Origin of the sequence: Sinorhizobium sp. 7-81 (assembly GCF_030124405.1) — a bacterium.
In the GTDB taxonomy this organism is placed as follows: Bacteria; Pseudomonadota; Alphaproteobacteria; order Rhizobiales; family Rhizobiaceae; genus Sinorhizobium; species Sinorhizobium psoraleae.
The window spans coordinates 1,414,254-1,440,332 of the sequence record NZ_JASKLT010000001.1 but is presented as its reverse complement, the minus strand read 5'-3'; the positions used below and the strand labels follow the sequence as shown (position 1 = coordinate 1,440,332).

General features: G+C 60.3%; 21 protein-coding genes and 2 tRNA genes. 11 read left to right on the top strand and 12 right to left on the bottom strand.

All coding sequences use genetic code 11. From position 1 onward, the window contains the following. The 7 genes from QN224_RS06905 to QN224_RS06875 form a co-directional block, all read right to left on the bottom strand. Entirely contained in the window at nucleotides 1-2,034 is a 2,034-nt protein-coding gene (locus QN224_RS06905) for a hypothetical protein (RefSeq protein ID WP_283976032.1), read from the bottom strand. 3 nt (nucleotides 2,035-2,037) lie between these two features. After that, nucleotides 2,038-4,494: a hypothetical protein gene (locus tag QN224_RS06900; protein ID WP_283976031.1), complete on the bottom strand. Its 2,457-nt coding sequence runs from the start codon at nucleotides 4,492-4,494 to the stop codon at nucleotides 2,038-2,040. A gap of 54 nt (nucleotides 4,495-4,548) precedes the next feature. Further along, nucleotides 4,549-6,369 (bottom strand): DNA cytosine methyltransferase, encoded by a 1,821-nt coding sequence (locus tag QN224_RS06895; RefSeq protein WP_283976030.1) that lies wholly within the window; start codon nucleotides 6,367-6,369, stop codon nucleotides 4,549-4,551. Between the two features lie 169 nt (nucleotides 6,370-6,538). Beyond that, nucleotides 6,539-7,453, bottom strand: a complete 915-nt coding sequence (locus QN224_RS06890) for an HNH endonuclease (protein ID WP_283976029.1) — start codon at nucleotides 7,451-7,453, stop codon at nucleotides 6,539-6,541. A 97-nt stretch (nucleotides 7,454-7,550) separates the two neighbouring features. Beyond that, nucleotides 7,551-7,784: a hypothetical protein gene (locus tag QN224_RS06885; protein ID WP_283976028.1), complete on the bottom strand. Its 234-nt coding sequence runs from the start codon at nucleotides 7,782-7,784 to the stop codon at nucleotides 7,551-7,553. Nucleotides 7,785-8,708: 924 nt separating this feature from the next. Further along, nucleotides 8,709-10,562: an AAA family ATPase gene (locus tag QN224_RS06880; protein WP_283976027.1), complete on the bottom strand. Its 1,854-nt coding sequence runs from the start codon at nucleotides 10,560-10,562 to the stop codon at nucleotides 8,709-8,711. Nucleotide 10,563: 1 nt separating this feature from the next. Next, nucleotides 10,564-10,863 carry a DUF6634 family protein gene (locus QN224_RS06875; RefSeq protein ID WP_283976026.1) on the bottom strand — a complete coding sequence of 100 codons (300 nt, stop codon included), beginning with the start codon at nucleotides 10,861-10,863 and terminating at the stop codon, nucleotides 10,564-10,566. A 726-nt stretch (nucleotides 10,864-11,589) separates the two neighbouring features. On the opposite strand from QN224_RS06875, the gene QN224_RS06870 reads away from it, so the two are divergent. Both QN224_RS06870 and QN224_RS06865 read left to right on the top strand, forming a co-directional pair. Continuing rightward, entirely contained in the window at nucleotides 11,590-11,916 is a 327-nt protein-coding gene (locus tag QN224_RS06870; protein WP_283976025.1) for an AlpA family transcriptional regulator, read from the top strand. A gap of 607 nt (nucleotides 11,917-12,523) precedes the next feature. Beyond that, the gene (locus QN224_RS06865; RefSeq protein WP_283976024.1) at nucleotides 12,524-13,669 is read left to right on the top strand and encodes a hypothetical protein; all 1,146 of its coding nucleotides are present in this window, start codon (nucleotides 12,524-12,526) and stop codon (nucleotides 13,667-13,669) included. 50 nt (nucleotides 13,670-13,719) lie between these two features. Here QN224_RS06865 and QN224_RS06860 read toward each other — a convergent pair. Together QN224_RS06860 and QN224_RS06855 are read right to left on the bottom strand one after the other, a co-directional pair. After that, nucleotides 13,720-13,793 (bottom strand) — tRNA-Gly (locus QN224_RS06860). Nucleotides 13,794-13,816: 23 nt separating this feature from the next. After that, a tRNA-Tyr gene (locus QN224_RS06855) sits at nucleotides 13,817-13,901 on the bottom strand. 214 nt (nucleotides 13,902-14,115) lie between these two features. On the opposite strand from QN224_RS06855, the gene QN224_RS06850 reads away from it, so the two are divergent. Next, nucleotides 14,116-14,991 (top strand): RNA methyltransferase, encoded by an 876-nt coding sequence (locus QN224_RS06850; protein WP_283976023.1) that lies wholly within the window; start codon nucleotides 14,116-14,118, stop codon nucleotides 14,989-14,991. 23 nt (nucleotides 14,992-15,014) lie between these two features. Here the strand turns inward: QN224_RS06850 and QN224_RS06845 are convergent, their stop codons facing one another. Further along, the gene (locus QN224_RS06845) at nucleotides 15,015-15,287 is read right to left on the bottom strand and encodes a hypothetical protein (protein WP_283976022.1); all 273 of its coding nucleotides are present in this window, start codon (nucleotides 15,285-15,287) and stop codon (nucleotides 15,015-15,017) included. 109 nt (nucleotides 15,288-15,396) lie between these two features. Then, the gene (locus QN224_RS06840) at nucleotides 15,397-16,017 is read right to left on the bottom strand and encodes an FMN-dependent NADH-azoreductase (RefSeq protein WP_283976021.1); all 621 of its coding nucleotides are present in this window, start codon (nucleotides 16,015-16,017) and stop codon (nucleotides 15,397-15,399) included. Nucleotides 16,018-16,154: 137 nt separating this feature from the next. On the opposite strand from QN224_RS06840, the gene QN224_RS06835 reads away from it, so the two are divergent. The 8 genes from QN224_RS06835 to QN224_RS06800 all read left to right on the top strand — a co-directional run bounded on the left by QN224_RS06835 (nucleotide 16,155) and on the right by QN224_RS06800 (nucleotide 23,997). Next, entirely contained in the window at nucleotides 16,155-17,093 is a 939-nt protein-coding gene (locus QN224_RS06835; RefSeq protein ID WP_283976020.1) for a LysR family transcriptional regulator, read from the top strand. A 365-nt stretch (nucleotides 17,094-17,458) separates the two neighbouring features. Continuing rightward, nucleotides 17,459-18,682, top strand: coding sequence for a tyrosine-type recombinase/integrase (locus tag QN224_RS06830; RefSeq protein ID WP_283976019.1), 1,224 nt, complete (start codon nucleotides 17,459-17,461; stop codon nucleotides 18,680-18,682). Between the two features lie 109 nt (nucleotides 18,683-18,791). Then, nucleotides 18,792-19,073 (top strand): hypothetical protein, encoded by a 282-nt coding sequence (locus QN224_RS06825; protein WP_283976018.1) that lies wholly within the window; start codon nucleotides 18,792-18,794, stop codon nucleotides 19,071-19,073. A 380-nt stretch (nucleotides 19,074-19,453) separates the two neighbouring features. Then, nucleotides 19,454-20,341: a toprim domain-containing protein gene (locus QN224_RS06820; RefSeq protein WP_283976017.1), complete on the top strand. Its 888-nt coding sequence runs from the start codon at nucleotides 19,454-19,456 to the stop codon at nucleotides 20,339-20,341. Continuing rightward, nucleotides 20,338-21,480, top strand: coding sequence for an AAA family ATPase (locus QN224_RS06815; RefSeq protein WP_283976016.1), 1,143 nt, complete (start codon nucleotides 20,338-20,340; stop codon nucleotides 21,478-21,480). The genes QN224_RS06820 and QN224_RS06815 overlap by 4 nt, the downstream gene beginning before the upstream one ends. A gap of 228 nt (nucleotides 21,481-21,708) precedes the next feature. Next, the gene (locus QN224_RS06810; protein WP_283976015.1) at nucleotides 21,709-21,963 is read left to right on the top strand and encodes a hypothetical protein; all 255 of its coding nucleotides are present in this window, start codon (nucleotides 21,709-21,711) and stop codon (nucleotides 21,961-21,963) included. Nucleotides 21,964-22,130: 167 nt separating this feature from the next. Then, nucleotides 22,131-22,808: an HK97 family phage prohead protease gene (locus QN224_RS06805; protein WP_283976014.1), complete on the top strand. Its 678-nt coding sequence runs from the start codon at nucleotides 22,131-22,133 to the stop codon at nucleotides 22,806-22,808. 1 nt (nucleotide 22,809) lies between these two features. Further along, entirely contained in the window at nucleotides 22,810-23,997 is a 1,188-nt protein-coding gene (locus QN224_RS06800) for a phage major capsid protein (RefSeq protein WP_283976013.1), read from the top strand. Nucleotides 23,998-24,103: 106 nt separating this feature from the next. Here QN224_RS06800 and QN224_RS06795 read toward each other — a convergent pair whose 3' ends face one another. Further along, nucleotides 24,104-25,510: a hypothetical protein gene (locus QN224_RS06795; RefSeq protein WP_283976012.1), complete on the bottom strand. Its 1,407-nt coding sequence runs from the start codon at nucleotides 25,508-25,510 to the stop codon at nucleotides 24,104-24,106. Nucleotides 25,511-26,079: the final 569 nt, after the last annotated feature.

Below are 26,079 nucleotides of genomic sequence, written 5' to 3'. Positions count from 1 at the left end.
TCAGCCCTCCATATCTATGAAATATTCGTCGTGTTCGTGCTCGTGACCCGCGGCTATCGCAGCAAGCCATTTCGCCTGCCTCAGGAAGACAAGGACCGCATCGGAAAGCTGCATCCACGACGGGGTGCGAGCGAGCGCCCTTGCCACGGCTTGCATAGCAGAACCCTCCAGCTCACGGCCTGCGAGGACCTCCACCACCTCACGGACCCTCTCCTGATCCAGATTTGTCATCGGCCAGAGACCTTCGAATTTCGCGGATCCGGGCCGCGGCGCCTTCGAGGGTTTCAGCGGGAACAGGTGCCGCAGCGTGGAATCCGGGATCGGAACGCGGAGGCCGTCCGCGCCCGCGCTTGCGACGAGTGCGAGGTTGCGCGGCAGACGACCGACCCGCCTCATCGCGATGATCTGGGGAAGCCAGTATTCGCATGGGCCGCTCGTGATGCCGCATATGGCTGCGGCATACAGCGCCTCGGGGCGCTCCTTCGCCTTGTCGATGGCTTCCCTGAGACCGGAATGCTCGTCGTTCAAGAGATCCGTCAGTGAGATCTTGGTGGGGTCGCAGAAGACGATGGCGGCATCGTCTCCGGCAAAGGCCGTGGCAATGTCGACCGCAGCCGCAGCGGAATCGGGTCCGAGCAGCACCGGAACGACATCTGTGGCTGTTGCGACGATGGCGGCAACCTCAGCAAGCGTCAGGCCGGTTGCGACAGCCAGCTCATTGAGGGTCTTCTGCCTCTGCTCGTCCGAAGCGAAGCGCGGCGGCGGAGCTGCCGGGATCGACTCCTCGGTCCGTGCCTCGGCGACTGGCTCTGCGGCGGCGGGAACGGCAGTGGCGATCTGGGCCATGTCATCACGCAGTCGGGCGACCTCGTCGCGGATGGCAGCGGTTTCGCGGGAGGATTCGTTCCTTATTCCCTCCGCTGCGCTTGCGATCCTGCTTCGCAGCATCTCCTCGTGCTTCTCGGTCTCGCTCCTGAGGAGCGCCTCCCGGTGGGAGAACGACGCGAGCTTCGTCTCCGCGTCCGCGACTTCGATCCGAAGGGCAGCCAAGCGGGCGCGCTCCACCTCCATCTCCCTGCGGAGCTGTTCTTCCAGCTCGGTTCGCAGGCGCGCCTTTTCCGATTCCTCGAAGCCTGCGAGCCTGTCCCTGAACGCAGGATCGCGCCCCAGTATCTCGGGCAGGATGTCGGCAAGCTCGCTGCGCTTCGACAGGCGCCCCGCGATGGATGCCAGATCAGCCTTCTCCTCCTCGCTGATGGCCCTGTCGGCCAGCAGGCGAAGGAGTTCCGCAGGCTCCAGTGAACCAGCGTCGCCCGGAAGGCTGAGCGCTGCCGTCGATCTGGAGAGCCACCGCTCCACCGACTCGTGGATCTCCTCCTCAGACCGCAGATCCGTGCTCTTCGGCTCCGACCATTTGGGCGGGGAGACGAACACGACAAGGCCATTCGCCAGCCTGATCATGTCGGGACGGTTCTCGAGAGAAGCCGTGGCGACCGACCGCAGGGACTGTTGGCGCAAGCCGTAGCGCCCCGCTGGAAGAGCTTCGAATCCCGATGTAAGCCAGTGGCCAGGCCGCACCTCGATCGCCGAGACGGGAGCCTCGAGCGGGATGTGCAGCGTGCCTTTCGAGAGCGCGGGAAGCAGTTCCTCGGATCCGCCATGCGGACTGTAGCCGACAGTGAGCCTTGTGACGGTCGTGAAGGACACCGCGTCGAACTTCCCGGGCCCTGCGTTGTCGTTGACAACCTTTGGAAGCTCGAAGACGGAGCTTGCCCGGATTTTTGAAGCCATGGACGAGATGCCTGACGCGAACACCGGGACGGAAATGTCGTCCTTCTGAACGACCAGCTTGGACTCCTTCTTCTCGCCCCCGATCAGCCAGAACGAGTCCGTTCCGCCCAGCGCGATTCTGCTGTCGCGGGTCTCCCTGAGCTTGCCTCTGTGGGCCTCTCCGTCCTTGACTTCGGCAATGATCGCGACATCGTGCGCGACCAACTGCTTCACTCTGTAAACCGTCTTGCCTGATGCTGACATCTTCTATCTCTTTTCGGCCATAACGCGCGCGATCCGCGTCGTCCGTGATCTGCTGTCATGGATCGCCCGGCCCCGGTTGGAGGCCGAGGCGAGAAACCTGTAGATCCATTCCGTGCCTTTCGCTTCCTCTTCGTCCTCTTGCTCCGTGACCGGCACGAGGCGGGAGATGGGCAAGAGGGAGGAAGCGCCGATGGCGTACTGGTACCGCCATCCACCTTCGGAAAAACCGGGAGCGGCATTGCACAGCACCCTGTCGGACGCCCATCTCGCCCAGCTCGACGGCAGGAGGACGCGTGAGCGCCGTGGCTCGAGGATTCCGTCGCGATGGAGGAACAGCGGGCCGCCAGCGCGCAGATGGTGGGAGAGGATTGCCACAGACGGCGAGACGTAGGTCTGCACAGGCTTCCCGTCGACGACCGAGCGGTAGAGGAAGGGATTGCGCGATTCCTTCCTTTCGAGCCTGTAGAGACCGTCGGCAACCCTGTCGTCGTAGCGGACTGCGAAGAAGCCACGTTCCTCGTCAAGCCTGCCGATCACCTGGTAGCCGTGGACTCCGTCCGGGTCGCCGACATCGGCCAGCGCCAGTTTCGGTGTGGGCATTTCAGCGATGGCCATCCTTCCGATGAAGTCCCGGCGCACGCGCTCGTTCGGACACCTGACGGCATATCGGGGCAGCGCCCACTTCGACAGGCCGTTCCATGTCTCGACTTTGGCTCCGGCCGCTCCCGCCGCGGCATGAAGGCGTTCGAGCACCGCGATCGGCGTCGGTCCGCTGATCCTGACGAGATCTGAACCGACGCGCTCGGCCGCCAGCGGGTTCTGAAGTATCCTGCGTACAGGGAAATGGCGCAGCAACGTCATCTCCAGCCAGCCAGCGTCGGAGAAGGATCGAAGCAGATCCCATTCGGAGGGGCAGTCGTCCTCGGGCATGCCTCTCAGGACGATCTCGATGGCCTCGGAGAACGAAAGTCCCCGTGCCGTTCGTTCGTAGAGGGCTTCGCCGATCGTCACCAGTTCATCGCAGGGAGGGGTGCGTTCGCCGCTCCACTCCTCGACGGTGGAGACAAGCGACGGCGCTGTGCCGTGGTGGAATTCGTCCTCCGAAATCTCCCTTGAGAAATCGAAGGAAAGCCGTCGGATGTCGCCGACCTCGTTCGCCCGCGGGACAAGCAGGATCTCGCGGTTTTCCCGGTGGCTGCGGGCGACGAACGTTCCCGAGTGGATCCCATCCTTGAATGACAGGCCGTCATCGCGCCGAACCATGTCGATCGGCTTGCCATTCTTCTCGACACGGATGGCTGCCGGCATCGGACCTGCGATCATCGGCGCCAACGGCGTGCGGCCAAGGTACGCGCCGCCAACCCTGATGCCGTCCCGCCAGCCGAATTCCCTCGGGGTGCTCTGCGTTTGGGCCCCGCCTCCGACCTGGTTTCGGAAGTTGGCCACGACCCAGCCGGCGTTCAGTCCGGCAACGGAGCGGATCGCGTCGGAGTCGCATTCTGCGAGCTTCGAACTCTTCATCAGGAGGATGTTGGATGGCGATGTTCCTGCCCGGTATCTGCCGAAGCCGAGGTTCTCGAGGAACACGATCCCGTTCCGAACGAGCTTCCCAAGAGGCTTGGGGATGAACTTGAGCGCCTCCTCAGGGGTCGAGATCGGCACCCGGTCGCCAAGCGGCGAGACCCGGAAAAGCTCATGCTCGCCGAAGTCACCCTCTGCAACCTCGATGTCCTCGAGCGCGGCCTGTTCCGCCACGATCGAATACCATGCCTGCCAGAAGGGCGTCTCCATGTATTCGCGTACACCACGTTTCCGCGCGTCATCGAACTTTTCGAAGTTGTACTCAAACGACTGCATCGTATCGCCGAGAATATACCGTGACGTGTGGATTCTATTGGCGACGAAAAGTGGGTCGAGAAGTCTTTCCTGCGGAATGAATTGCCTCAGTTTCCGCATTGCGGCTCTGTCTCGCCAGGTTGGAAAGGCCATCTGCAGCGTGCGACCAATCCGGCGAATGTGGTGCGGAACATTCTCAGGAAGCACAAGATCAATCCCGTGCTCCCGCCAAAGGAACTCCTTCAGGTGCCCCCACATCAGATCGAGGCCGACCATCGAGGCCCCTTTGAAGTTCTCACCAAGCTGCTTTGCGAGAATGTCGTCGCGGAAATCCCGATCCCCGCGCTGTCTCGTCTTGGTCGTCTGCATCCAGCAGAGGAATACGAGGATCCTCACATAGTCCGGCGCTCTTCCTTTCAGCGGCGCCATAGCTCCGGAAAAGCGTTGCCTGAGAATGTCGATATGAGGAAGGTTTCGGATGAGCTGTTTTCGAGCCTGTTCCAGATCGGTGACGCCGAAGATATCGAGAAGATCCTCGTCGGCGACATAGACGCTGCCGATCGAACCCGTGCTGCCCGGAGCCAGAAAATACCTTTCGATGCATTCCGCCTCGAAGTTCCTCAACCTGTCTTCCCCTCCCCCTAAGACATCCCTGAACCGAAGCCTGCCCCACCCTTCCTATCGGTAGCGCAGGTGGTCCTCCGCGGCCTTGCCCTTGCCCTTCGTTCGCAGCGGATCGGGATGAAGGACGAGATGCGGAGCCTTGAGCGACGCGTCGGCCGACATGTCCGTGTCCTCGAAGGTCAGCCGTGCGAGGCGGAACGTTCCCTTGTCGCTTCCGAGCAGGACAGCAGCGCCGTCCTCCGGGATTGCCAGCGGCGGCAGGTTTGAAACGCGCCTCTCCGAGAGCTGGTCGTGCAACAGCTTCAGGCGTGCGCGGAGGTAGCGTACGGGGATGTCGAGTTCCATCTGACCTGGCTTCGAGCCAACGATGGCAAGAAGCTGGACGATGGCCCGGTCGATAGCGTCCACGTCGCCTTCGCGTGTCAGAGGCAGCGCAACCAAGTCCGCGGGACCGACGCCGCGGCGCTGCTGCTCCTCGTAGACGGCAACGAGATCCTGGTCGGTGAACTTGTCGCGCGAGGCGCGCCATTCATCGCGGCGACGAAACCGCAGCGGCATCTCGCGCAATCGATAGCCATTGGCGGCGACAGCGTCGGCCGCAATCGGTTCGCCCCAGCCCGCCGGCCAGTAGGTTCCTCCGCCGTAGCCATCGCGGGCGCGCACGGATTCGTTCTTCTTGTTCATGTAGCGCCTGACCATCTTCGGCAGCTTCCTGCCGCTGGCCAGAGCACTCGACGTGATCCTTGCCGGAACGCCCTCCGTGCCCGCTGTCAGGTGCGTCAGGAGCTTGCTCATGAAGAATGGCGGAACGGCATTCCCGACCTGCCTGTACTGTGCACTGCGTGGCCCGGTGAACTCGAACGTGTCCTGGAACCCCTGGATGCGCGCCCCTTCCCTCACGGTCAGAGCCCGGTCATGGATGGGATGTGTGAAGCATCCGGATGTCACGTTCGCGAAACCTGCCGAGATAGTATAGGCAGGCGCCGCCTCGTGCAGTCGCCCGTACAATGTCGCATAGTCGGTCAGTCGGACGCGTCGAAAGCGGTCGGGAAGGAGTTCCGGAGGAATGTCCTTCCAGCAACCGCCCTGTGGCACCTGTGCGATCCTCTTCGCGTTGATCTCGGTCAGCGAGTTTGCGAAATGGCTTCCGACCACATCCGCCCCGTTTCTGGCGAAGCGCTGGAAGGCGGTCTGGTTCACGGCTTCCGGCAACCGGACGATCCCGTCGCCATTCGCATTGCATTGAACGAGATCACCGATCGCCTCGGCGACTGTCACATAGCCTTCGAGATCGCCGCCGCCGTCGGGAGCATGGGTGGGCATGGGAAAGGTCGCGGCGATGGGATCGACGGACGCAACGAGAATGAACCTGTTGCGGAGCTGCGGGAGGCCGTAGTCGGCCATGTTCACGACGTCTGCGAAGACATGGTAGCCTCGCTCCTCGAAGAGCTTGAACAGCTCCTTCACGATGACGAGGTTCTTGCCGTAAACGACGCCCGGCACGTTTTCCATAATAACGCGCTGCGGGCGCCGTCCAGCCGCCGTAAAACCGTCCAGCAAGCGGATGAAATGTACGAAGAGCGCGTTGCGGGGATCATCGAGGTGGAAGACGCCCATCGTGCTGACCGCCTGGCAAGTCGGCCCGGCGAAGAACCAGTCGATCTTCTCGATTACCGCGCGCTCAATCACGTCAGTCGCCGATACCAGCGAAACATCGCAGCAATCGACTAGCGCTTCGGGATGAGCCTTCTTGAAGGTCGCGGTCGCGTTCTTGTCAATGTCGAGCGCCCATTTCACTTCGAGACCGGGGATTGCAATGGCCGCACCAGCCGACATGCCGCCGCAGCCGGAATAGAGATCGATAGCAGTCTGCATGATTCCCCCAAAATTCCCCCGGTACACTATCAAGACCAACTGCATTCTGCGATGGCATTTAGTGTGACCGGACTAAATTTATACGTGTTTCTACATCAAAGAATCGCTTCGGGAGTCGTGGCGGAGGCTCGCTTTCAGAACCGTCCTCTGGTGGGGGCCGACTTGCGCCCTACACGATCCCGCTGAACTTCTCCCTATGCAGCGCCAAATACGCCGGGTGGGGCCACAGCCGCTCATCCGCGGGCAGATGTATCCGATCCATCTGCTTCGCGAACAGCATCCGCAGCTCCGACGGCACCTTGTTATGCGAAACGAGGATTCGGTAATCGTCCGTCAGCGAGATCAGATGCCTGTCGAACAGCCAATGGACCGTGGCGGAAAGTGCGATGCCATTCTGAACGACGTCCGGACCGCCGTCGGCAACAGACCATATGTAAGCGGCCTGGGCTTCGGACTTGCCGCCACCGTTGACGATCCGCAGTCCAGTGATTGCACAGCGGCTATCGTAGGCATCGCAGACCTTTCGCCGAAAGCTTGCTTCTCGGATCTTGCGATTCGTCAGGATCTGCGCGATGCGGCGCTCCTGATCCACGAGCGGGAGGTCGAGAAGTTCCTGCGTGGGGCCGTCGACGTGTCGAGGGTCAAGTTCGAGCCTAATGGCGTTGTCGGCCGCCAGTGTCTCGGACAGCCCGGCGCGGACGATCGCTGCGAAGTCGCTTTTCGGAATTGTGCGAATGGACTTTCCCTGAAGAAAGGCCCCGACACGGCTGGGATCTGCGACCGATAGCAGTGCCGTTTCCCAATAGCGGCCGCCCTGGAAGAATGGCACGGGTTCATCGAACTCCTGGTATTCGGCCATAGCAGCGTATGCGAACCCCAGTCGGAGGGGATCGTCGTTCACCTGCACTACCTTAGCCGTCGCGACATACGCCTGTCTTCCGCCATTACGACGGGGCTCGCGATAGATGACCCGGCCGCCAACCAGTGTCTCGGCGATCGGGCGGTAACGTTTAGGAAAATGGTACCGAAACGCGATCTCGTCGTCGTACCCAGAATCGCGTTTGGTGTCGAAAATGCCCTTCACAAATTGCCCCTGCCCTCGTCTGCCGAATCCGGCGCGTGCGGGCGAGCGTAGAGCGGGCGGGATCGGCGAACAAGAGAAGTGAAACCGAGGACCAGGACTACTCGCCCACGAGCTCCAATAGCTTCTCGAATTCGGCGAGTTGTGAGGTAATGGCGGCGCGCAAGCGTCGGCGGCCTTCCTCAACGTCGGCATCGTTATTGCCGTGGTTGAGAAGTGAAAGCTGCTCAAGGCCCGCCCCAAACGCCAAGCGCGTCGAAGCGCATGACATCCGAAACATGATCTCCATGAAGTCGATGTTCTTCCTGAATTCGATGAGTGCTTGCGCGTCCATAACCGCTCCTAGAATACGAAAGACGGGCCGTCCAGTTGCCTTCTACGGCGGAGAGCGCAGGTCACAGGACCCCATGATAGGCCAAGCTCTTCATCGCATCGAAGATTGATTGCTCATTATTTCACGAGACGCCCTACGCAATTCCGTTGCCCACCCATGTTGCCGAAACCTGATCCCATCCGCCTTCGCCAAGCCATCGAGGACGCAAGCGCCGCTCCAGGGCATAGGCGATCGCATCGAGGCAACCCTCAAACGCCTTCATTTCATGTCCACGGGCGGCGATGGGAGCGCTTCTGCTATCCCTCGCACCTGAGCATCCAGCAGCACAATGATCCGATGCCACGTTTTGAAATCGCGCCGGCCAGTATTTCCGGGTCTTGGACAATCAGTGCCGGAGCCTGCGCTCGGCGGCGGGTTCGCCGATGGCGCAGCCCATGCGCCCACCCTGGCGGACGGCATGACGGTATGCGGTTAATAGAGCCGCACGTGCCTCGAGGAAGGAAGACTACCGATGGATCAAGCTTCGGTAGCGGAAGTCGGGGGGGAGGAGCGCGCATATCGGTCACATTCCGGAAACGTCTACCTGCTGGAGCCTTTGGGAGGCCCCTTCTTCAAACGCTCTCTGCGTCTCCCTTGCGACATGACTTTGCGCCCGACTTTGGCCGGCTCGAATCCCTCTCTTGACAAAGCTTCGCCGAGCGTTTCGTCGTGGTCGGACTCTTCGCCGATCCGGCCGGCGTCGCCGGCCTTGCCTGCATCGTCCTTTCCGCCGTGTGACATGCCTGACTCCGATTTCGCAGCAGCCGCCAACCGTTCACTATCTCAGCAACGAGTGTGCATACGCCCTCCACCGGCGGCCGGCTGAATGCCCTGCCGCTGCGATGGCGGTACCGCTAGCGAACGGATGGCATCGCCCGAATGCCGCTAGGCGGTCTCCGCTAATCCATCGCGCTCGATCCTCACCGAACGATTGGTGACGACTTCGGCCGCCAGGTCAAGGATGCGTTTCTGCCCCTCCGTGAGCATCGCGAGCACCCGCTCCCACTCCTCCGACAGAATTTGCGCCACTTCCGCTTCCAGCCGTTCGGGCAGCGGCCCGTTTCCGAGGTCTTTAGGAGTGCCGAGAAAAATTGGCGTCTTGCCGAGCCCAAAGCTTCCAACCATCCGCCGGGCAATTGAGGTCGCGCGTTCGACATCGCTGCCAACCGTGCCACCCGAGCCGACTGACCGATCGCCGTACACCGCTGCCTCAGCCGCCATCCCGGCGTAGCTCACTGCGATGCGATTGCGCAGACTCGTTTCCGTTGGAAAGTGATCCGGAACCAGGGTGTATGATGCCAGCCCCCCAAGAAACTCTGTTGCAGTCGGATCAAAGCTGTCCTTGATCTCGATGGTCACGCTCGTTGCATATCCCAGCGCGAGCGAGACCAGGGCATGTCCGGCTTCGTGGACCGCAAGCCTGAGCTGCTGTTCCGCCGTGTACCGCATTTTCTCCGGGAGACGGTTGATGAGATCCCGTAGTTCCAGCTCTCGATCCTCGCATCGAGCAGCCTCGCGTGCATCGCGCACCAGCTTCTCGAGGTCAGCCCCCGACGCGCCCTCCAAGTTCTCGGCGATATCGGACAGGGAATCGAGCGATATGGCATCACCAGCATGATGCTTTAAGATCCCGGCCCGTGACTTGTGGTCTGGGAGAGCTAGCTCGAACTGATTTTCGAGGCGCCCGGCGCGCAAGATAGCTGGATCGATCCACTCGGGAAGATTTGTGGCCCCGATCACCACCACGCCATCGCCCAAGTTGCTCAACAGGTAGAGAAAATCGTTGAGGACGACCTGCCAATAGTGGTCATTGCGGTGAGTGGGACGAGCGGATCTCCTTCCGATACTATCGAATTCATCGATGAACAGGACCGAGCCCTCCCCATCATCGGCATCGTTGAAGCTCCTCCTCATCGCCGCGAGGGTGTCATCGAGATGGCCTTCTGACTGCCAGCTCCCTATCGTGGTCGAGATCAGCTTCACACCAAGCGCATTGGCCAACGCCGACGCGAAGAGGGACTTGCCGGTCCCGGGAGGGCCGGATACGAGGGCGCCCCGATTGACAAGTCTCCAGGGCAGCTCGCCGTTGCGCCAGCGGGCGAGGTCAGACGAGAGCCTTCTCGCCCACGGCTTCAGTTCCTCATACCCCGGCAGTTCGAAAAGGTTTGGCGCGCCGGTTTCGCAGCGATTCAAATTGTTGACTTCACCAATCCTGCCTTCAGCCATGTTCGGCTGAAGAACCGCGGCGAGAAGCGCGTTCTGCGGCTTTTCTGCCAGTAGAGCAGCCACCTCCCGGGAGAATGGCGTCCGCCCCGAGAGCCGGCGTACGGCATTGATGTGTCCCGGCGTTGGCCGCTCCACCATCATAACCGCCGTGGCTGCAAAGCGCACATCTTTCGGGACCTCGCCGATGTCCCTGGCGATCAGCACCTCCAGCCCCTTGAGTTCGAATACGGACACACGCTTTTGGGAGACGCCCTTCTTCTTGGGTGGATTGGCAAACCGAACTTTGACCTGCTGGTCCAGCCAATCACCACGCTCTCCCAGGAGGCCCAATGCTGCCGCTTCGTATTCCTGCGTGCGGTAGCCCCTTGGGACCACGAAGATGACAAAGCCGGTGGCGCCAGACCGGAACTGCCCGGCGGCCCGCAGAGCGCGCACGAGAGTGCAGGACGCGAGGAATATGCCGGGATCCCCGGATTGCTTTCGGACGAGCGCGCGATCAAACTCGAACCGCATGTCATTGCCCCCCGCTTCTGTCGCGGGCGCCGAGGCGGTACCATCGGTTCATCGTTCGGGCGATGCCCAGGTTCGGATCCAAGTAGAAAAGCTGGCTGGTGACGACCCTGCGTCCGTCATCGATGCGGGGATGCCCATGCACGATCCCAGTCAGGGCGAATGCGTGGCCCACAGCGGTCCTGTAGCATTCCAGCAAGGGGGCTTCCGCGATGACGGCCTGGTCCAGCCCCCCCGCGTTCGCGCTGTGAATGCTTTCGAGAAGGCGTTCTACCGTCTCGCTGTCCATCCAATGAAAGTTCAAGCGACGTCCTTTCCTGCTCACGTCTCGCACGGTCGCGAGTTCACGTTCATGCCCCGCAAGGGCGGAGTCCCTTGCCGGTGTATCCTCCTTCGGAGGCACGCCGCCGAAGCGGGAGCCCCGGCGTCTCAACCGCGGGGTCGGAATGATCCCGGATCGGTTAGCCAAAGGAATCCTGTTCGCGCCGAAGGGCGCGCATCATCTCGATGATGTCCTGTCCTTTCGCTTGCCGCCTCGCTCCGCTTTCTTCGGATGCCTCCCCAGGACGTGTCGGCGCCCCGTTCGCCGGATCCCGGCGTCGTCACGCCGGACCGCCTCCCGTCGCCGTCGACGTCGGCGGCGTACTCGAATCCCTCAACGATTCGCTGCCAAACCGCGACTCGACCCGTTTCGAACAATGAGTCCATCAATCGTTACAGTTTGCTCACTGTGTAAGCATTACGATCACGAGCAGCCAATGTCAACTTTTATCGCCCTGATCGGCATCGGCCCGTCCCCATTCGCAGAGCCGCAGGCCAGCAGGACTCGCAACGGAATGATTTTTCGTGTGTCAACAATTATGGACGCTCGACAGACATCATTGCGTACTCCGGTAGAACGCAAATCCAGATCTGGTTTACTTCGGGGAATATTAGTGCTAGGCTCACCTCAAGCTTTAACACATCCGGCTGAATGCCGCGTTCCGAGGCGGGAACGCGGACGCTACAGTTCGCGTTTTGGAGGCGACCCATGGGATGGGACGAGATGATGCGCCTGCTCAGGCGCAGGGAGGTGGAGCTCATCACCGGGCTTTCGCGCACAACCCTCTGGCGCTACGAAGGCGACGGGCGCTTCCCCGGGGCCCTTCGGCTACCGGGCGGCGATCTGAGGTGGCTCGGTGGCGACGTCTGGGCCTGGATTCTGGCGCTTCCGTCCGGCAGGAGCAAGGCGCGGGCACGGTGGGAGAACCTGGCGGCACGCAGGTCCAGGAAGTCCGAGCGAAACGCAGCCGCGGCCTGCGCCGACGAGGGCTCCGCTTCAGCGGGGCTGGGAACGAGGCCGGAGGAACGGCCTTGAGGAGACCGGAGCCGCCCCCGCTGTCCAAATCCGTTGTCCAGATTGCGCCGGAGAGCCCGTTTCCGCGGCTTGTCTATGTCAAGTCCTTGAAAGCAATGGCAGGGGCAGAGGGGCTCGAACCTCCGACCTGCGCTTTTGGAGACCACCCAGATGGCGATGGTGCGAGATGACCAGCCTGCCGACGCGACGCGTGCGACAGGCGCTTTGAACTGACGTTGCTTTCCGTCCAGTTCGGGCACTGGATTGTGGTTCCGCCGTCCTGCAGGAAGCAGGCGCGCCGCCCCTCCAATTCCGGGGTTCGAAGTTGCTAAGTGCATGAAAGCAATGGCGGGGCCAAATGGCTTATGAAGCCTAGGTCACCCCGCGTGGCATCGATCGAACATTCCATCATCTGGATCGCGTTCAATGAGTAAGCCGTCTTTCCGCCAAGCCGACATTCAACGCCTTATCCGCGCTGCTGACCACGAAGGAGCTGCGGTTCAGGTGGACCTAAAGTCACTCGTGGTCATCATTATCCCTGCTCCCAAGACGCGACCATCGAAAGAAGGTTCGTCATCGCGCTGGCTGCATAAGGGCAATCTTGCACCGGATGGAAAGGAAAATTGGCATGACGACGAGTAAGAGACCTGGGTACCATTATCGATTGAAAAAGGATGGCTCAACGGCCCACTACTGGGACCCCAAACGCGCGGTGAAAGGTGCCCCTGCTTATCTTAAGCTAGTGAGACTGAACGACGATCTTACCGACGTCGAGCTCGCGGAACAATGTCGGAGGCACACCGAAGAACTACGAAAGGAGCTCGACAATCTCCCTGCTCCTTCAGCATATGACGGAACCATCCGCTCCCTCATCAAGCTATACAGAACAGACAAGACCAGTGGATTTCAAGCTGTCAAGCATTCGACCCGATCGCGTGACTACAATCCCAATCTCCAACTGCTGGAGGACAATGTCGGCGAACGCAGTATCGACAAACTCAAGAGATCGGATTTCAAGCGGTGGTTTGAAAAATGGAAGGAAAAGTCACACAGCAGAGCAGTGGGCGCGATTAAGCTTCTGCGTATAATTCTATCCTACGGCACGGGAGAACGCCTCCACGGGTGCTCAGCGGCCCGGGAAATCCTCTCCCTTATGAAGTTCGAACAGCCTCCTCGCCGTGAGATCTACATGACCTTTAAACAGTGCCGCGCGATCGTCCGTGCCTCTAGGAAACTAGGGTTCCCCTCAATAGGATTTGTAGAAGCGCTCAAATTCGAAACCGCCTTGAGACGCATTGATGTAATAGGGGAATGGAACCCTCCTAAGGATGGTGGCCCTTTTGAATGGACCGGGCTTTGCCGTGACAGTATCTCGGACGATCTAATTCTCTCGATTAAAACTACGAAAACGAAATCCGCCACATCCCACGATTTGAAGGTCCTACCCTTAGTAAAGGAAGCGCTCAAGTCGTACCCTCTTCCGCTTAAGGGTCCTGTCGTAATCGATGAAAGTACAGGAAAGCCATATTGGGATAGCCGCTACGGCGAGAAATTCAGGATAGTGAGAAGGAAAGCAGGCGTTCCATCGTACGTCTGGTCCATGGACACGAGGGCCGGCGCCATAACTGAGACCATAGACGCCACCCACTCCATAGAAGCAGCACAAAAGCTTGCAACTCACAGCAATCCCAAAACTACGGGTAGGTACAATCGTGGTGACGGATTGAATCATAACCGTGCGATCGCGCAAACAAGGTCAGATATGCGCAAATGACACGCCCTGACATGGCGGACACGGGGCGTGACTTAAGTCACTGAAAGAGCTGGAGCGGGTAGCGGGAATCGAACCCGCGTATTCAGCTTGGAAGGCTGCTGCTCTACCATTGAGCTATACCCGCGGGTCTTCGATCCTGAGGCAGAATGGTGGAGGGAGTTGGATTTGAACCAACGTAGGCTGAGCCAACGGATTTACAGTCCGTCCCCTTTAACCACTCGGGCATCCCTCCATTATTCTGTCGGGATCAATCGACCAAGCATTTGAGATCGTAAAGGAAGCGGCGACGTTTGTTACCGCCTCGCGATCTGCGCCGGGTATATGACCGCCCTCCTTCGTCCTGTCAACACGGCGAAACGCAAAATTTCAGAAATTCTCCACAGCCGCGCCGGCGAAGATCGCCGAAACCGTTTCCCAGGTTGATCGAACGCCACTATAAGACGCGCATGACCAAGGACAAGAGCGGCGACAAGAGCGCCAAGGACACCCACTATGCCAATCTCCGGCGCGCCCATCGCGACGCCCGGCGCGAACGCGGCGAGATTCCCACGCCGCGGCAGGACAAGCGCAAGAAGATGCCCGCGGACTGGAAGCCACAGGCGCTGGCGCCGGAGCAGGTGCTTCTCTACGGGCTGCACACGGTTCGCGCCGCCCTCGACAATCCGGAACGAAAAATCGTTCGTCTCTCTGTAACCCAGAACGCGGCTGCACGGCTGGACCTCGGCGACCTCTCAGCACTCCCCTTTCCGACCGAGATCGTTACGCCGCAGGACCTCGACGGGATCCTCGGGCCGGACGCGATTCATCAGGGCGTGATGCTGGAGACGCGGCCGTTGCCGCACCGCAGGCTCGAAGCGCTGCGCGACTGCCCGTTGATCCTGGTGCTCGATCAGGTGACCGATCCTCACAACGTCGGCGCGATCATGCGCTCGGCGGTGGCGTTCGATGCCGGCGCGCTCATCACCACCATGCGCCACAGCCCGACCGAATCTGGCGTGCTGGCGAAATCCGCATCCGGCGCGCTGGAACTGATCCCTTATATCCAGATCACCAATCTCGCCGATGCGATCGATGAGCTGCACAAGCTCGGCTTTCTGACGATCGGTCTCGATTCTGAAGGCCCGGAACCGCTGGAAAGCACCTTTGCCGGCAACAGGATCGCCCTCGTGCTGGGGTCGGAGGGCAAGGGATTGCGGCAAAAGACGCGTCAGACGGTGAAGGCGCTCGCCCGGCTCGACATGCCGGGCGCGATCAAGTCGCTGAACGTCTCCAACGCTGCGGCGATCGCGATGTATGCGGCAAGGCAGTTCCTGAAGATCTAGCCGGTCAGGCGGCCGCATGGCCTTCAATTGAGGCGAATATCCGCCGTACTGATTTGAGCCGTCGGGCAGCCGTCACGGAGTTTCTTCCACGTCGTCACGTTGAGATTCATTTCGCAACGCGCCAGATAGGAAACGCCACCCACCCTGATGCAGGCGGTTTGCCCGAGCGCGTATTTCGATCCGTCACGATTGCGGCAGGTGCAGCGCGCATCCGGCGGGGCCGCCAAAACGCTTCCGGCGGCCATGATCGCCGCCAGGCCCAGTGTTGCGATCAGCATCACGCGCAGGCGTTCCATCGGCGGATCATATCGCAAAACGACGACCAGCAAAAACGGAGAATGCCGGCTGCTTTCACAGCCGGCATTCTCCGCAACGAACCGATGTTTCACGGTCCATATGAAAGTCTTAGCTCGCCAGACGAAGAACGTTGCCCTGGGCAATCGTCTTCTCGGCCTCGGAAATCGCGAACTGCTTCGAATCGTCACCGAGGTTGAGGCCTTCAGCGCGGACGAATTCGACGTCGGTGATGCCGAAGAAACCGAAGACGGTCCTCAGGTAGCTTTCCTGATGATCCATAACGGCAGCCGGGCCAGCGGAATAATGTCCGCCGCGGGTCGAAGCGATGATGACCTTCTTACCCTTTGCAAGCCCTTCCGGGCCGGCTTCGGTGTAACGGAAGGTCTTGCCGGCGACGGCGAGACGGTCGATCCAGGCCTTCAGCTGGCTCGGAATGGAAAAGTTGTACATCGGCGCGCCAACGACGACCGTATCGGCGGCGAGGAATTCTTCCAGCATCTGACGACCGCTCTGAACGTCGGCGGCGAGAGCCGGGTCCACGCCACCGAGATCGGCCGGCGCCATGATCTGCGAACCGGTCAAGTGCTGTACACCGTTGGCGATCAGGTCGCGATAGGTGATCTCGGCGTCGGGCCGGTCGGCCTTGATCTGCGAGACGACTGCCGCTGTCAGGCGGCGGGAAACCGAATGTTCTCCGAGAATGCCGGAGTCGATATGAAGGACTTTCATGGGAGCACCTCTATGTTGCGTTGCGGTGCCCCACATATGATCGGAAAACAATCGCCGGATAAGTGCGCAGATATTTGACATTCTGTTTCCTGACGGAAACAATTTATTTCAGACGAACGGCCCCGGGGGAGACAGGAATGCAGGATCTCAATGATATTGCGCTCTTTGCAGCCGTTGTAAGAAACAATGGTTTCAGCGCGGCCGCGCGAGACCTGAATATGCCCAAGTCAAAGCTCAGCAAGCACGTCGCGCGCCTGGAAGGGCAACTGGGTGTTCGCCTTCTTGAGCGTTCGACGCGCAAGCTGCGCATGACTGAGATCGGGCGCGTTTTCTATGAACACTGCCAGGGGTTGCTGAATGGCGTGGCAGCGGCGGAAGCCGAGATCGCGGCGGTGCGCGCGGAGCCGACAGGTATCGTGCGACTCGGCTGTCCCCTGGGCTTCACCCCGATGCTTGCCGATATTCTGCCGGCGTTTCACCGCCGTTATCCAGGCGTGCGCCTGCTCATCATGACGACCAACAGGCGGATCGACCTGATCGAGGAACGAATCGATGTCGCCCTGCGTGCCCGCGACCAACTTGACACCGACAATCAACTGATCGTGCGCAGGTTCGGCGAAGTGCGCCAGCGCCTTGCCGCAAGCCCGACGCTTCTCGCCCGCCTCGGTGCCATCACGATCGATAATCTGGCCCAGTTGCCGACGCTTTCGATGAACGAACAGCATCCAACCGACACCTGGCGGCTGCTGCATGCGGACGGAATCACAATCGAAATTGCGCACCGTCCGATCATAGGTTGCAGCGATTTTCTCATCCTTGAGCGCGCGGCAATCGAAGGCATGGGGATAGCGCTGCTGCCGGACCATATTTGCGAGCGCGCCTTCCGCACCGGCGTCCTCGTTCCGGTCCTGCCGGAGTGGACGTCAGGCGACGTCGTCGTCCACCTTGTTTTCCCGTCGCGCCACGGCATGCTGCCGGCGACGCGGGCGCTGATCGACTATCTGGCCGAGAACCTGCTCAATGCCTTGGAACGCTGCCGAGAGGTCGACCCGAAGCCCGCATCGTTCGACATATGATCAGATGCGGATGACGCCATAGGACCAGACGCGTGTCCACCAGCGCTCGAGACAGTCCCTGCCAAACCAAATTCAGTTAAGTCTTTGAAAAAATGGTGCCCCCAGAGAGACTCGAACTCCCGACCTACTGATTACAAATAAATGTAAATATTCATTTCATCAAAGGCTTAAATATTAGCTACTGATTGATTTCATTACGTTTTGTAGAACGGTATAGCGCCACATGTTTCGTCATGTTATACCGGGCTTGCGCAAAAATTCGCAAAAATTTCGGCCGGCTTTGGCTTTCTACTGATCGATATTCAGCGGCATTTTGGCGCAAAAATTCGCAAAAATTTCAGCCTACTGATTTCGGGGCAGACAAGATGAAAATCACCGCCGCAGCACTCAACAACGACAGCCTGCCGGAAGGCCGTCATCAGGATCATATCGTCCCCGGACTCCTCATCATCATCGGCAAGAAACGCAGGACATGGTATGTACGCTATCGCGGCGCGGGCGGGAAACAGAAAACCGATCTGCTTGGCTATTTCGTGCCGAATGCCCCGCCCAAATCCGATAGCCTTGGACTTCAAGAAGCCCGCGAGAAGGCGCGCGCTGTCCTTGAGCGGGTTGAAACCGGCGTCCCGGTTGTCGAGGCCAAGCCTGCGCATCCGAAACAGGGTGGCATGACGCTCGGCGAGCTTTTCGACGAATACGAAAGGACCAGAAACGCGAAGGCCGCTGCGGCGCAGAGCGGCGGCGGCAAGAAGGCGCTCAAGGGCATGAAGACGCTTCCCGAGGCCATGCGCACGGTGCGGCGCAACCTCAAGGATTACCTTAAGCTCCCGGCCCGCGATTTCTCGAAAGCCGATCTGCGCAAGGTGCGCGATGAAATTGCCAAGCGGGCGCCGCAGATGTCCGACCGCTTCATGAGCTATCTCGGGACGATCATGAAATGGGCGGCGCAGGAGGATCATATCGAAACCAATTTCGTGCCGGATACGCTGAAAGTCGGCCCCGGCCTCGTCAAGCGTGAGCGGGTTCTGACGGCCGACGAAATGCGCGCCATTTGGGCCGCGTGCGACGGCCCGTTTGAAAGCACAAATGGCGCTGCCTACGGCCGTTTGGTGCGCTTTCTGCTGGTGATGGCGCAACGCAAGACCGAGGGCGCCAAGCTTAGACATGGCGATATCCTCAACGGTCGCTGGAAACAGAAAGAGGACTCGAACAAATCGGGCCGTGAACATTGGCTGGCATTGCCGCCGCTGGCGCTTGAGCAGCTTGGAACCGGTGAAGCGAACAAGCTTTGCTTTGCCGGCGAAAAAGGCGGCGTCATCGGCAATTTCTCTCAACTGAAGGCCGAGCTGGACAAATTATCCGGCGTTTCCGGGTGGCGGCATCATGATCTACGCCGAACGGCCAGCACGCATCTTCAGGAGCAAGGATTTGCGCCGCATATCATCGACGCGGTGCTCAACCATGCCATTCCCGGCGTCGGCGGCCATTACATGCACGGGGCCTTGAACGAGGCCAAGAGTGACGCCATAGCGGCATGGGCCAAGGAACTTGACAAAATCCTCAAGGGCAAAACAGCCGCTATGAACTGACGCGAATCAGCTACGATATGATGGCCTATCACGGCATATATCGAAAACTCTGCTCGATTGGCGAACGACTAAAAGGAAGGAGTCGAGCCCCAATGGGAGACCTCCTGCGATGGCGAAGACGCGCCCTCTTGATACAAGCGCACCACTGAACAGACACCCTGATCGCGATCTCGAATATGGGTTCTATTATTATGCCGATCTGCTCCGCATGGGGATCGTCAGGAACCGCACCGATCTTCACCGGAAAATCAAATATGACGGCTTTCCGCGCCCGGAGAAATCCAGCGATAAGATGCAGGCGGCGGCACCATTTCGGAAAAGCAAGGTTCATGCGTACGTTGACCGCCGCGCCGCACGAGCCAATTCCGGGGAAATGATGGAAAGAGACTGAGCCCGCCGCCCCACACGCGACAAGGGCTCAACCAAAGCTGCTGTAATCAAAGAGTAATTCAAAAACTGCCCTTGCGTCAAATTGGCGGCGGTTTCCGAAAGGAGATCGCTGATGGACGGAATACGCTGTCGTTTGAGGCCTAAAGGCCGCCGGCCACAACATCTAGATCAGCCGCAGCTGTTCGCCGAACTGATCGAAACCCTCACGACGCGGGACCAGCCGTTCGAGGATGCTGACGGCGCTTGGGGGAACAAGGTCACCCGACCGCCGGGGAAAGGCTGGCGGGTCACCGACTATTCACACGACAAGCGGACCTGCTGGATGCGGCGCACGCCGGTTCCGCTTCCGGTTCGCCCCTCGGCGGGCGGATGGAGGCGGCGATGATCTGCTCAGCGCGCGAACTCACCTCCGCCCTGGGCGGCATCTGGCGTGGCTCTTACGGCATGGCGAAATGTCCCGCGCATGACGACCGCTCACCGTCGCTGTCGATCCGTGATGGCGACGGCAAGGTTCTGGTGCGGTGTCATGCTGGATGCGATCAGGCCGACGTGCTCGACGCGCTGCAAGCGCGCGGCTTCTGGCCCAGCCGGGATCATGAGCCGGCATCATCCAGAACGTCGTCGCGTCCTTTAAGGGCGAAAGGCGACGACGCTGACCGCATTGCGCTCGCACGGCGCCTCTGGCGCGAGGCCACAGACCCGCGCGTGCCGCCGGTCTCTGCCTATCTTGAGCATCGTGGCCTGCCGCCGCTATCCGACGATCAGCTGCCCGTCTTCCGCTTCCATCCGCATTGCCCTTTCGGTGGCGAGCGCGTGCCGGCGCTGATCGCGCGCTTCTCGCCAATCGAAAATGATCCCGGCCTTGAGACCGATCCGACCGCGATCTTCCGTATTCGCCTCGACCGCTATGACGGCGACCGTCGCAAGCTGGCGCTCGGCCCGTCAGCGGGTCAGGTGATCAAGCTCGATGCTGACATTTCGCTTGCCGGACTCGGCATCGCGGAGGGCGTCGAGAAGGGCTTGGCGCTGATTGCAAGCGGTTGGCGCCCGATCTGGATTACCTGCGGCACCTCCACCATGCGCGCCTTTCCCTTGTTGCCTTGGATGGAGTGCCTGACGGTTTTCTGCGACCGCGACGATCCCGGCCGCGATGCGGCTCTTGCCGCTGTCGCCCGCTGGCATGACGCCGGCCGCGAAGCCCGTATCCTCCAACCGCCGCTGGGCTGTAAAGATTGGGATCAGTGGTATGTCGGAGACGGGCAGTCATGAATCACCGCACCGTCATCGATCTTGAGCGCGACGCCGAGCATGTACATGATCCGCTTGAGCCCGAATTCGTGTCAGCGTTCGACGGTTCGGTCCCCGTCCGTGATTTCCTCGACAGCGGCTCCCTCTTCCCGATGCGGAACGTCTCAGGATTATCCGGTGACGGCGCTGTCGGAAAAAGCTTCATCGCCACGCAGCTTGCCATCGCCGCGGCCTCCGTCGATCTGCAATGGCTGGGCTTCGAAATCCTGCATCATGGCCGGACCTTGTACCTGAGTGCTGAGGACGACCGCGACGAAGTGCATATCAGGCTCGCCAGTATCTGTGAGGCGGAAGGGATCGATCTGCATAGCCTGGACGAGACCTTGGCCTTCCTCCATTGCGCCGGCCATGACGTTGTGCTGGCGACCGAGGAGAAGGGGGGGCGCGTGAAGCCCACCGAGACTTTCGCGAGGTTGCGGAAGGCTTGTGAGAAGGTGCGGCCGAAGCTCTTGATCCTTGATCCGCTGGCGAACCTTTTTGCCGTCAATGAGAACAGCCGAACTTCGGCTCTGGCCTGCATCGCCCTCCTGCGCGGACTGGCGATTGATTTCGACATGCATGTCCAACTGTTGATGCATCCCAGCCTCTCCGGTCTGAATAGCGGCTCGGGAACGTCGGGTTCGACGAGCTGGAACAATGCGATGCGCTCGCGGCTCTACCTGACGACCAAGCGCGGCGGTGATGATGAAGAAGAGATCGACCCCGACGCCCGCTATCTCACGCCGAAGAAAAGCAACTACGCGAAGCTCGGTGAGGCGATCCCGCTACGGTGGCAGGATGGCCGCTTCGTGCGAGCCGACGAGGAACGCCCGTTCGATGGCGTGAACGTCCGCCACCTTGAACAGGTCCGCGAGGCGTTTCGAAACGGCGACTGGCGCTATGACGAGCGTGCAGGCGATTGGGGCGGCTATCTCATCGCCGAGATCATCGATGCTGATATCGGCCGTGGGAAGAAGGTTCGCGATCTGACGAAATCAGAGAAGGCTGGACGGGAAAGGGTACGCAAAATCATCTCAACTTGGATGCGCGCTGAGCAGATAGGCATCGTCGGACGGGCCGGGCCGGATCGCCATCTCAGCAAATTCTTTCGAGCAGGATGAGCGATGCGGGAGTCTGCGGGAGTCGACATGTTTTTGGTCGCGGAAGTCGCCGTCAAACACAGGCGCGAGCACAGCGGGGGAGCTGCGGGAGTTATATATCCCCCTTTAAGGGGGGATAACTCCCGCACCCCCGCAAGCGAGTGTTGCCGCCAATCTTTCCCCGCACCCTCGCGACTCCCGCAGCCCACTTTTTCGGCAGCCGCCACCAACATCGAAAAGGAGACCAAAATGGAACGCCCAAGAACCCCGGCTGATGCGATGCAGCGCGTGCTTTGCGACAAGCTGATCGAGTCGTGCGCCGCAACCATGTTCCAGAAACTGGATGCGCCCGTCGAGGTCATCGTTGACCGGTTCGTCGCCTACACCTTCGCACAACTTGTCCAGATCGAAGGCCGGGTCGGCGCGGCCCGCATGCTCCGCGATCTCGCCCAGCAGATCGAGGACGGCGCGCTCGATGCTTACGAGCGTGGCGAGGGAAATTGACCCGCGAGGAAATTGTTCCTATCCTGTGGGTGGCTCGATTGGATCGGCGCACCGGCTGGACCGGGCGCTCAAGCCGACAAGCCACCTTCACCGTCACCGGCTGGTCCGGGACCGAAGCTTTGAAAACGGGCAAGCGCCCGCGCTTTGTGACGCCTCGAAGGTGAGCCATGAGCCACATCCTGAAATTCGATCCGACCGCGATCCGCCTCGCGCCACCGCTCGACCTTGAGGTCAAGGCGGCCGGCGACGGATTGATCGAGGGCTATGCCTCGACATTCGGCGGCAAGCCGGATCGTTCCGGCGATATTGTCGCCAAGGGCGCCTTCGCCCGGACCCTTGCCGAGCATGCCCGCGAGGGCACCACGCCGGCCATGTTGTGGGCGCACCGGATCGAGGAGCCAATCGGCAAATGGACGACGCTCCGGGAGGATCGTGAAGGACTCCATGTCGCCGGCCGGATCAACCTCAAGACCACGCGAGGCCGGGAAGCTTTCGAGCATATCGCGGCCGGCGATGCCGGCGCGTTTTCGATCGGCTATCTGATCGGCGACCACGGTCGGAAATACAATGGCGACGGCTCTTACACGCTTGTCGATGTCGATCTGGTCGAGGTCAGCATCGTCGCGGTTCCGGCCAATCCTCGCGCCCGCATTGCCAGCGTGAAAGCCGTCAACTCAAAGGCTGAGCTTGTCGATCTCCTGCACGAAGCCGGCCTTGCGAAAGCCGCCGCTAACCGCGTCGCCGCATCCGGGTGGGCCGGCCTCAGCGGCGCCGAAACCCAAGAAAAAGCGAAACGCCTGCTTGCCGCCATAACAGGCGCGACAGATCGATTGAAAGGGAAATGATATGTCGATCCATCCACAACACCTAACCCGCCAGGCGCGCGCCCTTTTGGCCGCTGGTGCGCAAATCCATCGCAAGGATGCCGGCGGCGCCGACGACCTGCTCGATGCCTTGAGCGAACGCTTCGGCGAGCACGCTGCCGAGGTCTTGCGAAAGCTTGCCGAGACCGACGAGCAAATGGCCGTATTCGCGGAGCAGCTCGCCGACCTTGAGCAGAAAGGCGCGCGCGGCAGCTTTGGCGGCGGCGGAGGAAGCCATGTCCCGACATGGGGCGAACAGGTTATCAAATCCGCCGAGTTGCGATCTTTTGCCGATGGCGGGCGTAATGCCAAGACCCGCATTCCCATCGAGATCAAGGCGCCGATCACGTCGGCCGAATTCCCGGTAGTGCCCGACTTTGATCGTGAAATCGTGCCGCTCGGTCGCCGCCGGCTGATGGTGCGCTCCCTGCTCGGGCAGGCCAATACCACCTCGAACGCGATTTCGTATCGACGCGAAACCGGCTTCACCAATTCGGCGGCGCCGGTTGCCGAAGGCGCCTTGAAGCCCGAAAGCTCGATCACATTCGAGGAGGTGACGGCGCCGGTCAGGACGCTGGCCCATTGGATCAAATTGAGCCGGCAGGTGTTGGACGACGACGCCCAGCTTCGCTCCGAGATCGACACGACCTTGCGCTATGGCTTGGGCTTCGTCGTTGAAGGGCAATTGCTCCACGGCGACGGCAGCGGCCAGAACTTGCACGGCCTCATTCCGCAGGCGACCGATTTCGAGGAAACCCGGCGTGCGGCCGGCGATACCGCTTTCGACATTTTGCTGAAAGCGATCAGCCAGAGCGAGGAGGCGGATTACCCGGCGAGCGGTGCGATTATCAGCACCCGCGACTGGTTCCAGATGATGGGAATCAAGGATAACCAAGGCCGCTACATTGGCGGCGGGCCTCTGGCCGACGTGCCTGATCGCATCTGGCGGCTGCCGGTGGCGCCATCGAATGCCATGCCGGTCGGCAAGTTTGTCGTCGGCGCGCTCGATCTGGCGGCGAAGGTCTATTCCCGCACCGATGCGACGGTCGAGCTTGGATACGTCAACGATGATTTTATCAAGAACCTCCTAACCGTCCTTGGCGAGGAAAGGCTGGCGCTGGCCGTGCGGCGGCCCGAGGCGATCGTATACGGCAGCTTTACGGCGCCCTGATTGAACCGGCGAGCGCGACGCGCTCAGTCGAGGCGGCGGCTCGGGAGGCGATACCGTGCTGTCGCCATCGCCAAGGGAGGGTGGTCTCAGACTTTGGAATGTGGATCTAGGTGTCCGACCGCCGGTCCCCCAGACGAGGCAGATTTGCTTGGGCGGGTTCATGTTGATCAGGAGGATTCAGTTGCGCGTCTGACGTAAACTTCTCCGCCGGCACATAGATATTGAGGTTCACACCGAGATCGCTGAGTCGCTTCTCAGCCTCGAACATAACCTCTTCGTCAACGCATCCCCACATCCTCTGGAAAGGATAGAGAATCCAAAGAGCGGGGTTTTCCTGAACACTGGTCGGTTCAAGCCGCTTTACCTTGTGCTTCTTGTTTTTCTTTCGGACAATTTCGGCCGTAAAAGCATAGGTCTCACACTTAGCGTTCGTACCTGCTAACCAAAGCGCCTCACCCCGATTCTTGGCGTCCGCCGCGAGTCCAGATGGCGCATCTTCCGCTTTCGCGGTCCAGGCCTCGCCGACCATCATCATTCCGTCCACGTCTGAAGCTCGTGCGAGTTTTGCGAGGTCGCGCATCATCACATAGCGACTGGCCCTGTCTGGATGGTCCGTCCCGATCATCTGGACGACTTGCATACCTTTCAGAAAATAAGTGAAGCTGTGATGATAGCCATCCTTTGCCATAAGGAATCGTGCCAGCTGGAAATAAGCATCGCAGAGTTCCTTAAAGGAACCTGCGTTTTTGATGCGCTCCCACTTGGCTTTTTGGTCGCCGTAGCGTTTTTTGAGCGCCTTTTTGTCTGTTTTCGTTTGCTTTTTGAAAAGGCGAATGCCGACGCGGGAACCATCGCGCATGGACAAATATAGTGCACGATCCATGGCAAGCTCCCCCATGACGTCTGGCTTGCTGTCCAAAACCCAAGCTGGAGGCTCAATACCCAAGTGGTTGCAGAAATCGGCGACAGTAACTGCCAGCTCCTCGTACACATGTGCCAGCGCCTCGAGAACTTCCATCTGTGGCAATTGCTCATCAACCCACCGGCGCTCAATCAACAGCGTTCCGTTCTCGACAATATGGGGCACTTCGAAAAAGGGCTTAGGAACCGCATGATAAAACTGCTGCGGAGATGCATACAGCGCTTGGGGCACCCATTGGCTAACCGGCCCCTCGTAATATGAGGCTATAATTTCCCCCCTGACCTGACTGTGAGTCCTGAGGTCGCCTTCTTTTTCGATGGCATTACGGGCCTCCATGGCCCACTTCATGATGGGGTCACTGGCCAATCGCTTACGGTGTGGTTCATACCATTCTTCGAAGCCGGCTACTTTGTTCTTTTGCTTTTGGAGAATGAACGTTACCGTCCTGCTTGTTGTGATGCAGTTTTGCAGGTTGAGCAGAAATCTGTTCGGCTCAAAGTATTCCTTAGCGGCCGCCTCCCAAAGCTCCCGCATTTGCCCGAGTCGGCGCACCACTGCCTCTGCGGCGTCGAAATCGTCGGCGGTCGGCAAATATGCTCTCCTGGCAGGTTGTGATCTTTGGCGATCTATTACCGGAACGATAGTCCCCGGTAAATATTGCCCCGCGCGGACAGTACGACTTTGCCCTTAAGGCAGGGGGGCGGTCGAAACTTCAAAAAGCCCGATGCCTCCGGGCCGGCGCCCCCGCCATGCGGAGAAAAATTTTCCTCGGCGGAAAAATCGCGAGAGTGAATTTTTTAAGTCCGCTATCGAAAGGATGAGGGTTATCCCGGAGCCAACCATTTTCCTACGCAAGACCCCCAAATTTGCGCGATTGTAACGGCATTAATCAGTGGCAAAATATCAGGGTCGGGAAATTGCTGCCCGGCACCCCAGTCGCCCGCGCCCGGCCCCCTCCGACATGGTTTGCAGGGCGACACCTAAAAGAAGCCTCGGCCTCCCCAGCCGGGGCTTTTTCGCGCTTGGTGCGTCTCTCCTGAGCCCAGTCAGGTCTCCTTATCCGGCCAGACCGGAACGCCCCTCCGTAAGGCGTCCTGCGTGTTTAGCAGGTAGGCTACATCGCGGGCCTCCCCGCGTGTGTACCCACGGGTTGGGCTCGC